This is a genomic window from Mammaliicoccus sp. J-M40 (assembly GCF_022386395.1).
GTDB lineage: Bacteria > Bacillota > Bacilli > Staphylococcales > Staphylococcaceae > Mammaliicoccus > Mammaliicoccus lentus.
Genome location: NZ_JAJNIQ010000001.1, coordinates 232818 through 249033 on the forward strand (window position 1 = coordinate 232818; position 16216 = coordinate 249033).

The window sequence follows — 16216 nt, forward strand, 5'->3', positions numbered from 1 at the left end:
TTTTGGATGATCGTGTAGTTGATGAACATGAACTTGAAGAAGATTTGCAAAATGAATTATCATTAAGACCGGACACATTGAATCAGTATATAGGTCAACATAATATTAAATCTAATTTAGATATTTTTATTAAAGCTGCGAAATTAAGAGAAGAACCTCTTGATCATTGTTTGTTATATGGTCCTCCAGGTTTAGGTAAAACGACTCTTGCTAACATCATTTCTAATGAGATGGACGTTAATTTACGTACAGCTAGTGGACCCTCTATAGAAAGACCAGGAGATTTAGCTGCGATTTTATCAGCTTTACAACCCGGTGATGTGCTATTTATAGATGAAATACATCGTTTGAGTCGTGTAGTAGAAGAAGTTTTATACCCAGCTATGGAAGACTTTTTCTTAGACATAGTAGTTGGTAAAGGTGAAGAAGCAAGAAGTATTAGAATTGATTTACCGCCATTTACATTAGTGGGTGCTACGACTAGAGTAGGAAGTCTATCAGCTCCTTTAAGAGATCGATTTGGCGTTCATTTACGTTTAGAATATTATGATGATGGAAGTTTAAAAGAAATCATTAAACGTACTGCTGAAGTCTTTAATGTTGAAATAGATGACCAAAGTACAAATGAGTTATCAAAACGAAGCAGAGGGACACCAAGAATTGCTAACCGATTGTTAAGAAGAGTGAGAGATTTTGCTCAAGTTGAAGGTGACGATTCAATAACAATTGGTACAACTAAACATGCATTAGATTTATTACAAGTTGATAAAGAAGGGTTAGACCATATTGACTATAAAATTATGCACTGTATATTGAATAATTATAAAGGTGGACCAGTTGGCCTAGATGCAATTGCTGCTACCATTGGGGAAGAACGTATTACATTAGAAGATGTGTACGAACCATATCTCATTCAAAAAGGCTTTATAGAACGAACGCCTCGTGGTAGAAAAGCAACTGCAGTGAGTTATGACCATTTTGAGATAAAGAAATAATATTAGAATGAGGAAAGAGGCAAAGCCTGTGAATATTGAAGATTTTGATTTTGATTTACCTGAGTCTTTGATCGCTCAAACACCATTGCTTAATAGAGAAAGTAGTCGACTACTAAAATGCGATAAAGTTACAGGTGAATTAGAAGATTTAACATTTAAAGATGTTATACATCAGTTATCACCGGGAGATTGTTTAGTACTAAATGATACAAAAGTCATGCCTGCTAGATTGTTTGGAATTAAAGAAGAAACTGGTGCGAAAGTTGAAATGTTAATGCTAACACAACAAGAGAATGACGAATGGGAAGTACTTATCAAACCTGCAAAACGTATAAAGATAAATCAAAGTGTATCTTTTGGGGAAGGTAAAATAATTGCTACTTGTGTTAAAGAGTTAGACCAAGGTGGTAGAATTATGAAACTTTCGTATGAAGGCATTTTACAAGAACGTTTGGATGAACTTGGTGAAATGCCATTACCTCCTTACATTAAAGAAAGACTAGATGATCAAGACCGATATCAAACTGTTTATGCTAAAGCTGTTGGATCAGCTGCAGCACCAACTGCAGGACTACATTTCACTAAAAATCTATTACAAGAAATTAGAGATAGAGGTGTACATGTTGCATTTATAACTTTACACGTAGGATTAGGTACATTCAGACCGGTAAGTGTAGATAATATCGACGAACATGAAATGCATTCAGAGTATTATCAAATGTCTGAAGATACTGCTGAATTATTAAATAAAGTTAAAGCCGATGGTAAAAAAATTATTTCAGTTGGTACTACTTCAACAAGAACGTTAGAAACAATACGAAGTAGGAATGATAAATTCATAGCCGAAAGTGGCTGGACAGATATCTTTATATATCCTGGGTATGAATTTAAAGCGATTGATGGCTTAATTACAAATTTCCATTTACCAAAATCTACTTTAATCATGTTAGTTTCAGCGCTGTCATCGCGCGAAAATATTTTAAATGCTTATCGTCATGCTGTTGAATCTGAATATAGATTCTTTAGTTTTGGGGATGCAATGATTATTATATAGTGAAGGAGAAAAAGACATGCCTGCAGTAACATATGAGCATATTAAAACTTGTAAACAGTCTGGTGCAAGATTGGGAATCGTTCATACACCACATGGTTCATTTGAGACACCAATGTTCATGCCAGTTGGTACAAAAGCAACTGTAAAAACGATGAGTCCAGAAGAACTTAAACAAATGGAAGCGAAAATCATTTTAAGCAATACCTATCATTTGTGGTTACAACCTGGAAGTGATATCATTTCTAAGGTGGGTGGATTACATAAGTTTATGAATTGGGATGGACCAATATTAACTGATTCAGGAGGCTTTCAAGTATTCAGTTTAAGTGATATGAGAAAGATTGAAGAAGAAGGTGTGCATTTTAGACATCATTTAAATGGTTCTAAATTGTTTTTAAGTCCAGAAAAGGCAACGCATATTCAAAACGATCTTGGTTCAGACATTATGATGGCGTTTGATGAGTGTCCTCCTATGCCATCTGAGTATGATTATGTAAAGAAATCAATTGAAAGAACGTCTAGATGGGCTGAAAGATGTCTTGAAGCTCATAAACGTCCTGAAGATCAAGCTCTATTTGGTATAATCCAAGGTGGGGAATACAACGATCTTAGAGAGCAGAGTGCTAAAGATTTAGTTTCACTTGATTTTCCTGGTTATGCGATTGGCGGTTTATCAGTTGGAGAACCGAAACCTGTGATGTACAGAATGGTTGAACATACGACACCGTTAATGCCATTTAATAAACCAAGATATTTAATGGGCGTTGGCTCACCTGATGCATTAATCGAATGCTCAATTAGAGGTATCGATATGTTTGATTGTGTTTTACCAACACGTATAGCTAGAAATGGTACATGTATGACTTCACAAGGTAGAGTAGTGATAAAAAATGCGAAATATCAAACAGATTTATCACCATTAGATCCTGAATGTGATTGTTACACATGTAGAAACTATACTAAAGCTTATTTGCGTCATCTGATTAAAGCAGATGAAACATTTGGAATTCGTCTTACTACATATCATAATTTGTATTTCTTGTTAAAATTGATGGAGAATGTTCGCCAAGCAATAAGAGAAGATCGATTACTTGATTTCAAAGATGAATTTTTCGAACAATATGGACTAAATGTAGATAACCCCAAAAACTTTTAAAGGAGTATGATTATGGAAGTATTAGTACAATTATTACCAATTATTTTGATATTTGCACTTGTTTGGTTCTTAATGATTAGACCACAACAAAAAAGAGCAAAAGAGCATCGCGAATTATTAAACCGCTTAGAAGTAGGTCAAAAAGTTACTTCAATTGGTGGAATTAAAGGTACAGTTAGAGCAGTTGACGAATCAATCGTTGTTGTTACTGTAAATGACAAAGGCCAAGAAATTACTTTTGAAAAACCTGCTATCAAACAAGTAGACCCTTCATAAAAAAGTTTACATTTTGATGGAATTAGTTTAATATATTTAACGTTAAAGACATGGTTATCCATGTCTTTTTTTGATACATGTACGTTATGACTATTCAAAAACTGGTAATGTATGCTATAACATATATAGTGAACTAAAAAAAGTAAGAGGTGTTATCGTGAAAAAGCGTAGTAGAATTATAGCCTTTTTACTTCTCTCGGTGTTGATTTTTACTTTAATAGGGTCAACCGGTAAAAATATAACGAAGAATGTAAATTTAGGTCTAGACTTACAAGGTGGATTTGAAGTTCTTTATCAAGTCAATCCTTTAGATAAAGGTGACAAAATAGATAAAGACGCTGTTAAATCGACCGCCAAAACTTTGGAATCACGTGTTAACGTATTGGGTGTTTCTGAACCGAAGATTCAAGTTGAGGAAGGCAATAGAATAAGAGTACAATTAGCGGGTATTAAAGATCAAAACGAGGCTCGTGAAGTACTTTCGACTCAAGCTAACTTAACAATTAGAGATGCTAAAGATAATGTACTATTATCAGGTAAAGATTTAGTACAAGGTGGCGCTAAACAAGGTTTTAAAGATAATACAAACGAAGTAGCAGTTACACTTAAATTAAAAGATGCAGAAAAATTTAAAGAAGTAACTGAAAAAGTATCTAAAATGAATCCAAACCTAATGGTTATTTGGATGGATTACGAAAATGGAGATAGCTACGAAAAAGAAGCTAAGAAAGAACAAGAAGGCAAAGAGCCTAAGTATATTTCTGCAGCGACAGTTAGTCAGCCTATCAATTCTGAAAATGTAGAAATATCAGGCGGATTTAAAGGTGAAGAAGGCGTTAAAGAAGCAAAACAAATCGCTGACTTATTAAATTCAGGTTCTTTACCAGTTAAATTAGATGAAGTTTATTCTACTTCAGTAGGTGCTCAGTTTGGTCAAGATGCTTTAGATGAAACGATTTTTGCCTCTACAATTGGTGTAGGTATCGTATTTTTATTCATGTTAATCTACTATAGATTACCTGGTGTTGTTGCTGTTGTTACATTAAGCACTTATGTTTATTTAACATTATTAGCATTCAACTTTATTTCAGGTGTTCTTACTCTACCTGGTCTAGCTGCTCTGGTGTTAGGTGTAGGTATGGCTGTAGACGCGAATATTATTATGTATGAACGGATAAAGGATGAGTTAAGAATCGGAAGGACATTGAAACAAGCCTTCAAAAAAGGTTCGGGTTCATCATTTGTTACAATACTAGATGCTAACTTAACGACAATATTAGCTGCATTAGTATTATTTGTATTTGGTGAAAGTTCCGTTAAAGGTTTCGCAACAATGTTATTACTATCTATTCTGATGAGTTTCGTAGCATCAGTCTTCTTAACAAGATTACTGTTATCAATCTTGATTAACTCAAATTACTTTAACAAAAAGTATACTTGGTTCGGCGTATCTAAAAAATCAAGACATGATATTAGCGAAAAATTAGATGTGCATGATTTAAGCACACCTTATGATAAAGTTAATTTTGTTAAACTTGCAAAACCGCTCTTAACATTTAGTATCATAACTATTATTGTTGGTGCGATTATAATATCTATATTTAAATTAAATCTCGGTATCGACTTCACAAGTGGTACAAGAGTTGATTTACAATCTGATAATGCAATAAAAACTGAACAAGTATCTAAACAATTTAAAGATATGGGATTAGAACCTTCTCAAGTTACGACAAGCGGTTCGGGTAATAAAATGGCTACTGTACAGTTTAAAGATGCTTTAGATAAATCGGAGATAAAAAAAGTTAAATCTGATTTTAAAGATACTTTAGGTCATGACCCTAATGTTAGTACAGTATCTCCTGTAGTTGGCCAAGAGCTCGCAGTAAACGCATTGAAAGCTTTAGGCATTGCAGCGCTTGGTATCGTCATTTATGTTACATTTAGATTCGAATGGCGAATGGGAACTACTGCAGTATTAGCACTTCTACACGATGTGTTCATGATTGTAACAGTGTTTAGCTTATTTAGATTAGAAGTAGATATTACATTTATTGCTGCTGTATTAACGATAATCGGTTATTCCATAAACGATACAATCGTTACATTTGATAGGGTTCGTGAAAACTTACGTAAAATCAAAGTTATAAAAGACCCAGAAACAATTGATATGATTGTAAATTCATCTATTAGACAAACGATGACGAGATCAATTAATACAGTGTTAACCGTTGTAATAGTTGTAATTGGACTATTAATCTTTGGATCATCAAGTATATTCAACTTCTCATTAGCATTACTTATAGGACTGATTTCAGGTGTGTTCTCATCTGTGTTCGTGGCAGTTCCGCTATGGGGCATGTTGAAAAAGAAACAACTTAAAAATTCTGATGACGGCAAATTAGTTGTCTACGAAGAGAAAAAATCAAACGACGAAAAAATACTCGTTTAAAATTCATGAGCACTTATCAAAGCTACACTTTATGTGTCTGCTTTGATAAGTGCTTTTTTATGCAGTTGAAGTTTATCAATTCTATGCAAAAAATATTTATTTTGATATGCTTAATTTGTTTAGTAGAGAATCATTAATTTTTCATGTATAATGTTTTGAGTAGAAATGAGGAGATTTGTTATGACTAAAGCACGTTATCAATGGTCTATACCTAGACAAACTATAGAAATAGACAAGCAAATAATTAAAAAATTTAATATTTCCCCGCTATTAGAAAAAGCATTAGTTTCTAAAGGTTATACAACACAAACTGATATCGAACATTTACTTTCTAAAGAAGAACTTTTTCATGATCCTATGTTGTTAAGTGATATGGAGAAAGCTGTTTCAAGAATACATAAAGCTATAGAAAATAGTGAGAAAATATTAGTATATGGTGATTATGATGCTGATGGTGTGACATCAACAACAATTCTCGTAAAAACATTAGAATCACTTGGAGCTCAAGTCGGTTGGTATATTCCGAATAGATTTACAGAAGGATATGGTCCAAGTGAAGGGGCATTTCGAAATGCTCATGATGAAGACGTTACTTTAATCATTACAGTAGACAATGGTGTTCAAGGGCATCATGAAATAGATATTGCTAATGAATTAGGGATAGACGTTATCGTAACAGATCATCACGAATTTGGTATTACAAAACCTAATGCATATGCTATCGTCCATCCTATGCACCCTGACTTCGACTATCCATTTGAATATTTAGCAGGTGTAGGGGTTTCTTATAAATTATGTAAAGCACTTAAGGCGGACTTGCCCGATTATTTTCTTGGACTTGTAGCAATCGGTACTATTGCAGATTTAGTGAGTTTAACTGATGAGAATAGATATATGGTCAAGAGAGGTTTAAACATTTTAAATGAAAAACCTTCCCCAGGTATTAAAGCACTATTAGAAGTCGCAGATTACACTGATGAAGTCAGTGAACAAACTGTAGGATTTATAATTGGCCCAAGATTAAATGCGGTTGGTCGTCTGGATGATGCTAGATTAGCATGTGAATTATTGATGTGTGAAGACAGCGATGAAGCGACATTTCTTGCTGAAGAAGTGGATCATTTTAATACTGAAAGAAAAGCAATAGTTGAAACTATTACAGAAGAAGCTCTTGTGCTCGCTCAAGAACAAATTGACACCAACGCACAATTTTTAGTTTTAGCAAAAGAAGATTGGAACGAGGGTGTTCTCGGAATAGTAGCATCAAGAATTGTTGAACAATATCATTTACCAACTATCGTGTTAAATGTGGATATAGAGCAAAATCATGCTAAAGGATCAGCTAGAAGTATTGAACAAGTATCTATGTTTGAATTTCTTCAAAATAACTCTGAACTTATACAAAAGTTTGGTGGTCATCATATGGCAGCAGGTATGACGTTAGATATTGATGCTATAGAATCATTAAAAAAAGCTTTAAATGATGAAATGTATAAGTTAACAGAAGGTAAACCACTATTACCGCAATTAACTGTGGATTCAGAAATTCAAGTATCTGACATTTCAGTTGAAAATATTTTTGACTTAGAGAGGTTACGACCTTTTGGAACTGATATTTCTGCACCATTATTTGCAGTGAAAAATGTGCAGGTTAATTCGGTGAAAGGTATTGGACAAAGTGAAAAACATTTAAAACTTACATTAACCGACAAAAATATTGCAGCACTTCATTGGAATTTCGGACATCTTCAACACGACATAACAAATGAAACAACTATTAATATAGCAGGCAGCTTAAATGTAAACGAATGGAATGGACACCAATCTCCACAAATAATCATAAAAGATTTAGAGTTAGGTAATGAACATACAGTATTCGATTATAGAAGTAAAAATAAACAAGACTTATTGAAAATTAATCAAAAAGACGCTTTGTTTGTAGTTAATTCAACAGAAGAAAAACTAAATGATAGATATGTGTTCTATGGAGAAGGATATGAAAGAAATGTTGAAGCGTGTGTGCTTAGAGATTTACCAAAAGATTTAGATGATTTAAAAACAACTTTAAATCAAGTTAATGCAGATAAATATTATTTAGTTTTTAAAGGTCAATCTAATTCATACTTTGAAGGTTTACCTAATGAACAAAAATTTAAAGAAACATATAAAGCATTACTCAGTAAAGCAGAAACAAATATTCAAACTGAAGGTATGCAACTTTGTCAATTTTTGAAAATTAAACCTGATCAATTAAAATTCATACTAAATTGCTTTTATGAATTAGACTTTATTACAATAAATGATGGTATAATAAAAGTGAATAAAGAAGCGGAAAAGAATAGCATTCAAAGTGCGCCGTTGTATCAAGAGAAGAAAAGACAAATAGAAATTGAAAAGACATTGTTATATAATGATAGTCAATCTTTAATCAAATGGATTCAGTCATTGATAGGCAACGTTGAGGAGGAAGTTTAATGGATTTAAAACAATATGTTTCAGAAGTACAAGATTGGCCAAAAGAAGGGGTTAATTTTAAAGATATTACAACAATTATGGACAATGGGGAAGCATATAAATATGCAACTGACCAAATTGTAAGTTATGCTAAAAACAAACAAGTAGATGTAGTAGTTGGACCTGAAGCAAGAGGATTCATTATAGGGTGCCCTGTGTCTTATGCTATGGGAATTGGTTTTGCACCTGTTCGTAAAGAAGGTAAATTACCTCGTGAAGTTATTCGTTATGAATATGATTTAGAATATGGCTCTAACGTTTTAACAATGCATAGAGACGCAATTAAACCTGGTCAACGTGTGCTTATTACTGATGATTTATTAGCAACAGGCGGTACAATAGAAGCTGCTATCCATTTGGTGGAATCACTAGGTGGTATTGTAGTAGGTATTGCTTTCTTAATAGAATTGAAATATTTACACGGAATAGATAAACTAAAAGGATACGATGTTGTATCTTTAATTTCATATGATGAATAGTATATAAATACTAAAATAAAATAGTCACTTTTGTGACTATTTTATTTTTAGATTAAATATAATAATTATATGTGGCATATTACTTATATTAATTGCTATAATAGTAATATTAAAGAGAAATTTGTGATGAGGTGGTGTCCCTATGAATAAAGAATATCCTTATAGTGCTGATGATGTTTTATATAAAGCTAAAAGCTACTTATCCGAAGAAGCTTACCAATTAGTTGAAAAAAGTTACGATTTAGCTTTTAAAGCACATCAAGGCCAAATTAGAAAAAATAATTTACCTTATATTATGCATCCAATACAAGTTGCAGGTATTTTGACTGAAATGAAGTTAGATGGCCCAACAATTGTTGCTGGATTTTTACATGATGTAATTGAGGATACACCTTATACTTACGATGATTTGGTTGAAATGTTTAATGAAGAAGTTGCAATTATAGTAGATGGTGTGACAAAACTTAAAAAAGTAAAATATAAATCAAAAGAAACGCAGCAAGCTGAAAACCATCGTAAACTATTTATAGCAATCGCTAAGGACGTAAGAGTTATACTTGTGAAATTAGCAGATAGGCTTCATAACGTCAGAACTTTAAAAGCCATGCCAAAAGAAAAGCAAAAAAGAATAGCAAAAGAAACATTAGAAATATACGCACCTTTAGCTCATAGATTAGGTATTAATACGATTAAATGGGAACTGGAGGATATTTCTTTAAGATATATAGATAGCGTTCAATATTTCAGAATAGTTAATCTTATGAAGAAAAAAAGAAGTGAACGTGAAACATATATTGCTAATGCTGTTAAAGATATTGAATCAGAAATGGAAGTTATGGATATTTCTGGCGACATAAGCGGACGACCTAAACATATATATAGCATCTATAGAAAAATGGTTAAACAGAAAAAGCAATTTGAACAAATATTTGATTTATTAGCTATTAGAGTCATAGTGCCATCTATTAAAGATTGTTATGCTGTATTGGGCTTAGTGCACACACTTTGGAAACCTATGCCTGGCAGATTTAAAGACTATATAGCTATGCCAAAACAAAATATGTATCAATCATTGCATACAACGGTAGTTGGACCAAATGGCGATCCTTTAGAAATTCAAATCAGAACTTATGAGATGCATGAAATAGCGGAACACGGTGTTGCTGCTCATTGGGCTTATAAAGAAGGTAAAAACTTAAGCAATAAATCTGAAGAATATTTACAAAAAATGAGTTGGTTACAAGAGATAGCTGAAACAGATAACACATCTCCAGACGCTGAAGAATTTATGGAATCATTAAAATATGATTTACAAAGTGATAAAGTTTACGTCTTTACGCCAGAAAGTGATGTTGTAGAACTTCCTTATGGTGCTGTACCAATAGACTTTGCTTACTCTGTCCACAGTGAAGTGGGGAATAAGATGATAGGAGCAAAAGTAAACGGTAAAATCGTGCCGATTGATTATAAATTATCTACTGGAGATATAGTTGAAATTAGAACGAGTAAACATTCATATGGACCGAGTCGAGATTGGTTGAAAATTGTGCGTTCTTCAAGTGCTAAAAGCAAAATTCGCAGTTTCTTTAAGAAACAAGATAGATCTGCAAACATTGAAAAAGGCAAGTTTATGATTGAAGCTGAAATTAAAGAACAAGGTTTCAACGTAGATGAAGTATTAACTTCTGAGAATATCAAAAATGTAAATGAGAAATATAATTTTTCGAACGAAGATGATTTATATGCAGCAGTAGGATTTGGAGGCATCACCGCGTTACAAGCTGTTAATAGATTATCTGAAAAAATTAGAATAGAACGTAAAAAACAGTCATTAAACCAAGTTCAAGAAGTCAGTAAGTCTATGCCGATTAAAAATGATATACGTACTGAAACAGGTGTCTATGTAGAAGGCTTGGACAATATGCTAATCAAATTATCGAAGTGCTGTAACCCTATCCCTGGTGATGATATCATCGGTTACATTACAAAAGGACACGGGGTAAAAGTACATAGAAAAGATTGCCCTAATATTATTAATGAAACCGAGAGATTAATCGATGTAGAATGGGTTAAAAATACAAATGAACAAAAAAGTTACCAAGTTGATCTGGAAATTACAGGATACGATCGAAATGGCTTGTTAAATGAAGTCTTGCAAGTTGTAAATTCAATTAAAGTACAATTAGTAAAAGTTTCAGGTAAAGCTGATATAGATAAAAATGCTGTTATAAACATAAGTGTTATGGTTAAAAACGTTAATGACGTTTATCGAATTGTTGATAAAATAAAACAATTAGGCGATATCTATACAGTTACCCGTGTATGGAATTAAGAGGTGATATTTTGAAAGTTGTTTTACAAAAAGTAAGTCAAGCTAAAGTGACATCTGAAAATATTCAAAATGAAATTAAACAAGGTTTTTTATTGCTAGTAGGAGTTGGTGAAGAGTCAACGTATAAAGATGCTGACACTATTGCTAAAAAAATCGCCAAAACTCGAATTTTTGAAGATGACCAAGGTAAAATGAATTTAGATATACATCAAGTTGATGGGGAAATACTATCTATTTCACAATTCACAATATATGCTTCAGTAAAAAAAGGAAATAGACCTGGGTTTACGAATGCTAAAGAACCAACCGAAGCTAACAATATATATAGATATTTTAATGAACAATTAGCTTCTTATGGTATACCTGTCAAAAGTGGTGAATTTGGTGCACATATGGATATATCACTTGTTAATGATGGTCCAATAACGATTATTTTCGAAAGCAAGGATGGTATTATTCAATGAACCGAATAAGCTTATGGTTTAAAAAAAAGAAACTAAAGCCAATACCGATTATTATCGCGGGATTAATATTATTAGCATTAATTATTATTATTATTAAACTCTTAACACAAGAAGATGAAGAACCTAAGTCACTTTCTATGATAGAAGATGGTGAACTGAGAACCGGTCCAGCTGCATTTTATCCAATTATATTTGATGTTAAAGATGGAGATAAGTTTGAAATCATAGATAGAGAAGGTAAATGGTTTGAAGTCATTAATAGTGACAATGAAAAGGGTTGGATTGCTGGTTGGCATACAAATTTAGATATTAAAGAAGATGTGGATCCAGTCCAAAAACCATTAAAGGATAAAACCATTGTACTTGATCCAGGGCATGGTGGAAGTGATCAAGGCGCGGCAAGCTCCAAACACAAAGACGTAACAGAAAAAGTAATGACGTTAAAAACTGCTAAAGAATTGGAAAAAATGTTAAAAGATGAAGGTGCTAAAGTAAAATTAACACGTTCAAAAGATGAGTACGTTAAATTAAAAGATAGACAAGCTGATGGAGATGTATTCATAAGCATGCATAATGACGCACTTGAATCTTCTAATCCACATGGTTTAACAGTTTATTATCATCATGAAAGTCATAAAGATTTCGCAAAAACTTTACACACTTCAATCAATCAAAAGTCTATCTTGTCTGATAGAGGGGTAAGAAATGAAAACTTCCAAGTTATTAGACAAGCTAAGTCACCTGCTGTATTATTAGAACTTGGATATATAAGCAACCCAACTGATGAAAACTTAATCGTTGATCGCAAATACAGACACATAATTGAAACTGGTATTGTAGATGGTTTGAAAGTTTACTTTTCAAATTAAATGTTGACTGAAATTAAGTATGGGGTTACTATTAATATAAATTACTAAATATAAACTTACCGTTTATTCTTGAATAGTATACACTTTAGGCTGAACACAGAGATTATAACATGTGCTGAAAGTTATAAAGATGCCACGTATACTTTTGAACACAAGAAGAGGGAATCTTATGAAAGTAAGATCGATTGACATCCGTTACAATGTTGTTAAGTGAGTATTCTTTTTAAAGAATACTAATTAGGGTGGCAACACGGAATCTTCGTCCCTTGTATGTTTATTAAGCATACAAGGGACTTTTTTAATTTTAAGGAGGAAATTAAATGATAAATATACCACGTGGCACACAAGATATTTTGCCGAAAGATAGTTATAAATGGCAGTATATTGAAAACAAATTACACGAACTGATGAAAATTTATAATTATAAAGAAATTAGAACACCTATATTTGAAAGCACGGATTTATTTAGTAGAGGTGTTGGAGATTCAACTGATGTCGTACAGAAAGAAATGTACACATTTAAAGATAAAGGTGATAGAAGTCTCACATTGAGACCTGAGGGTACTGCTAGTGTAGTGAGAAGTTTCATAGAAAATAAAATGCAAGGTAATGCGAATCAGCCTGTAAAATTATATTATACTGGTCCTATGTTTAGATACGAAAGAAAACAAAAAGGACGTTATCGTCAATTCGTTCAATTTGGAGTAGAAGCAATTGGATCAGAAAATCCTGCAATCGATGTTGAAATTATTGCAATGCTTGTACACATTTATCAGTCATTCGGTTTGAAAAACTTAAAACTAGTTATTAACAGTATTGGCGATGCTGAATCAAGAGCAGATTATTCTAAAGCATTACAAGAACATTTTGAGCCAGTCATTGATACATTTTGTCAAGATTGTCAAAACAGACTTTATACAAATCCAATGCGCATTCTAGATTGTAAAGTTGATCGAGATAAAGAAGCTGTAAAAAATGCGCCGAAAATTACTGAATACTTGAATGATTATTCAAAAAGTTATTTCGAAGAAGTTAAAACACTATTAGATGAAATTGGTATTGAATATGAAATTGATAGCAATTTAGTACGTGGTTTAGATTATTATACGCACACTGCATTTGAAGTAATGAGCAATGCAGAAGGATTCGGAGCTATTACAACTCTATGTGGCGGTGGACGTTATAATGGATTATTAGAATTATTAGATGGTCCAAAAGAAACAGGTATAGGATTTGCTTTAAGTATTGAAAGACTATTGCTCGCTCTAGAGGCGGAAGGCATTGAAATAGAACAAGAAGACTCTATAGATTTATTCATCGCTACTATGGGAGAGCAAGCTGATCATTATTCAGTAGAATTACTTAATAAACTAAGATTAGCAGGTATTAGTTGTGACAAAGATTACTTAAGTAGAAAATTAAAAGGCCAAATGAAACAAGCCGACAGATTAAATGCAACTTATACAATTGTTATTGGTGAAGATGAATTACAAAAAGAGCAAGTAGAAGTAAAAAATATGAAAACTGGCGAAACTGAACCAGTAGCATTTTCAGAATTAGAGAATTATTTAAAGGTGGAATCATAATGAATAAAAGAACAACTTATTGTGGAAGTGTAACAGAAGAATATATTGGACAGACAGTAACTTTAAACGGATGGGTACAAAAAAGACGTGACCTTGGCGGACTTATTTTTATAGACTTACGTGACCGTGAAGGCGTAGTACAAATTGTTTTTAACCCAGATTTTTCAGAAGAAGCTTTAAAAATTGCTGATAAAGTTCGTTCTGAATATGTTATACAAGTTAAAGGTCAAGTAACTAAAAGAGATGAAAAATCAGTTAATGATAAAATTAAAACTGGTAAAGTAGAAGTGCAAGTTTCAAGTATAGAAATATTAAATGAATCTGAAACACCACCTTTCTCAATTACAGATGTAAATGATATAGATGAAAATGTTCGTCTTAAATATAGATATATAGATTTACGTAGAGAAAGTTTAGCTCAAACATTTAAAATGAGACATCAAATTACACGATCTGTTAGAAACTACTTAGATGAAGGAGATTTCTTTGAGGTTGAAACACCTGTTTTAACGAAATCAACACCAGAAGGGGCTAGAGACTACCTAGTTCCATCACGTGTCCATGATGGTGAATTTTATGCATTACCTCAATCACCACAAATTTTTAAACAGTTATTAATGATAGGCGGTTTTGATAAGTATTATCAAATCGTTAAATGTTTCAGAGATGAAGATTTAAGAGCTGATAGACAGCCTGAGTTTACTCAAATAGATATCGAAATGAGTTTCGTTGATCAAGAAGATGTTATGACAATGAACGAAGGTTTAATGAAACGTATTATGAAAGACGTTAAAGGAATCGATATTACGACACCATTCCCTCGTATGACTTACGCTGAAGCAATGGAGAGATATGGTATTGATAAACCAGATACACGTTTCGGTATGGAATTAATCAATTTATCACAATTAGCTTCACAAATGGAATTCAAAGTATTTAAAGGCGCTGTTGAAAACGGTGGGGAAGTTAAAGCGATAGTTGTTGAAAATGGAGCAGACGACTATTCAAGAAAAGATATTGATCAATTACAATCATTTGCAAGTATATACGGAGCTAAAGGTTTAGCTTGGGTTAAAGTAACTGATGAAGGATTAAACGGTCCAATTAGCAAATTCTTTAATGAATCACACACAGAAGAATTATTAAAAGAAACAGAAGCAAAATCTGGTGATTTAATTCTATTTGTTGCAGATAAAAAAGATGTTGTTGCAGCTAGTTTAGCTCAATTAAGAAATAAACTTGGTAAAGAACGTGGCTTAATAGATCCTAATCAATATAACTTCTTATGGGTTACAGATTGGCCATTATTTGAATATGATGAAGATACTAACCGTTATGTTGCTGCCCATCATCCATTCACTGCTCCTAAAAAAGAACACGAAGATATGTTAGAAACAGATCCTACAAATGTTGAAGCAAATGCATATGACATTGTATTAAATGGGTTTGAATTAGGTGGGGGTTCAATCAGAATCCACAAATCTGACTTACAAGAAAAAATGTTTAAAGCTTTAGGATTTACAGATGAGGAGGCTCAAGAACAATTCGGTTTCTTAATAGAAGCGTTTAAATATGGAGCACCTCCACATGGTGGAATTGCTTTAGGGTTGGATAGACTTGTTATGTTATTGGCTGGTAGAACTAATTTACGCGATACAATTGCTTTCCCTAAAACAGCAAGCGCATCTTGTTTATTAACTGACGCACCAAGCAAAGTATCAAATAGTCAATTACAAGAATTACATTTACAATTAGATTTAGACGAAGAATAACAAAAGTATAAATACTTGTTATTTAAAAGAATTATGATAAAATAAATTTATAAGGTAGACATCTGAAGTGTTCGTGATACGCTTTATGTATTTTGACCTAACACTTTCGATCAAGGGAGCCTAATGGGTTTTCTTAATAGCGCATACGCCTCTTAAGGAGGACATGCAAAATAAGAAACAGGGCACCCACCTGTATTTAGCAGGCCAAAATGATCTAGCACGCAATATTACGGCACAATTGGATTCTATCGGTACGCAAGACTCTATGTC

At 32.7% G+C, this 16216-nt stretch carries 12 protein-coding genes and 1 other RNA gene; all 13 read left to right on the top strand.

Going from position 1 to position 16216, the window contains the following annotated elements; translation table 11 throughout:
* Nucleotides 1-2: 2 nt before the first annotated feature.
* A complete protein-coding gene (gene ruvB, locus LQ688_RS01265) occupies nt 3-995 on the top strand; it encodes a Holliday junction branch migration DNA helicase RuvB (RefSeq protein WP_016999270.1) in 993 nt (330 codons plus the stop codon).
* A gap of 28 nt (nt 996-1023) precedes the next feature.
* A complete protein-coding gene (queA, locus tag LQ688_RS01270; RefSeq protein ID WP_064211068.1) occupies nt 1024-2049 on the top strand; it encodes a tRNA preQ1(34) S-adenosylmethionine ribosyltransferase-isomerase QueA in 1026 nt (341 codons plus the stop codon).
* A 16-nt stretch (nt 2050-2065) separates the two neighbouring features.
* Nucleotides 2066-3205, top strand: a complete 1140-nt coding sequence (gene tgt, locus LQ688_RS01275; protein WP_016999268.1) for a tRNA guanosine(34) transglycosylase Tgt — start codon at nt 2066-2068, stop codon at nt 3203-3205.
* 12 nt (nt 3206-3217) lie between these two features.
* Nucleotides 3218-3481 carry a preprotein translocase subunit YajC gene (gene yajC, locus LQ688_RS01280; RefSeq protein WP_016999267.1) on the top strand — a complete coding sequence of 88 codons (264 nt, stop codon included), beginning with the start codon at nt 3218-3220 and terminating at the stop codon, nt 3479-3481.
* A 157-nt stretch (nt 3482-3638) separates the two neighbouring features.
* On the top strand, nt 3639-5930 hold the full coding sequence (gene secDF / locus LQ688_RS01285; protein WP_239752545.1) for a protein translocase subunit SecDF: 2292 nt from the start codon (nt 3639-3641) through the stop codon (nt 5928-5930).
* Between the two features lie 180 nt (nt 5931-6110).
* Nucleotides 6111-8405: a single-stranded-DNA-specific exonuclease RecJ gene (gene recJ / locus LQ688_RS01290; RefSeq protein ID WP_239752546.1), complete on the top strand. Its 2295-nt coding sequence runs from the start codon at nt 6111-6113 to the stop codon at nt 8403-8405.
* Entirely contained in the window at nt 8405-8923 is a 519-nt protein-coding gene (locus LQ688_RS01295) for an adenine phosphoribosyltransferase (protein WP_064204324.1), read from the top strand. Before recJ ends, LQ688_RS01295 begins: the two co-directional genes overlap by 1 nt.
* A gap of 142 nt (nt 8924-9065) precedes the next feature.
* Complete coding sequence (locus LQ688_RS01300; protein ID WP_239752547.1) at nt 9066-11255, top strand: RelA/SpoT family protein; 2190 nt, start codon at nt 9066-9068, stop codon at nt 11253-11255.
* A gap of 11 nt (nt 11256-11266) precedes the next feature.
* Nucleotides 11267-11719, top strand: a complete 453-nt coding sequence (gene dtd, locus LQ688_RS01305; protein ID WP_239752548.1) for a D-aminoacyl-tRNA deacylase — start codon at nt 11267-11269, stop codon at nt 11717-11719.
* Nucleotides 11716-12588: an N-acetylmuramoyl-L-alanine amidase family protein gene (locus LQ688_RS01310; protein ID WP_239752549.1), complete on the top strand. Its 873-nt coding sequence runs from the start codon at nt 11716-11718 to the stop codon at nt 12586-12588. Before dtd ends, LQ688_RS01310 begins: the two co-directional genes overlap by 4 nt.
* A gap of 320 nt (nt 12589-12908) precedes the next feature.
* Nucleotides 12909-14174, top strand: coding sequence for a histidine--tRNA ligase (gene hisS, locus LQ688_RS01315; protein ID WP_239752551.1), 1266 nt, complete (start codon nt 12909-12911; stop codon nt 14172-14174).
* On the top strand, nt 14174-15946 hold the full coding sequence (gene aspS, locus LQ688_RS01320) for an aspartate--tRNA ligase (RefSeq protein WP_016999260.1): 1773 nt from the start codon (nt 14174-14176) through the stop codon (nt 15944-15946). Before hisS ends, aspS begins: the two co-directional genes overlap by 1 nt.
* A 56-nt stretch (nt 15947-16002) precedes the next feature.
* Nucleotides 16003-16195, top strand: a non-coding RNA gene (gene ssrS, locus LQ688_RS01325) — 6S RNA.
* Nucleotides 16196-16216 lie beyond the last annotated feature (21 nt).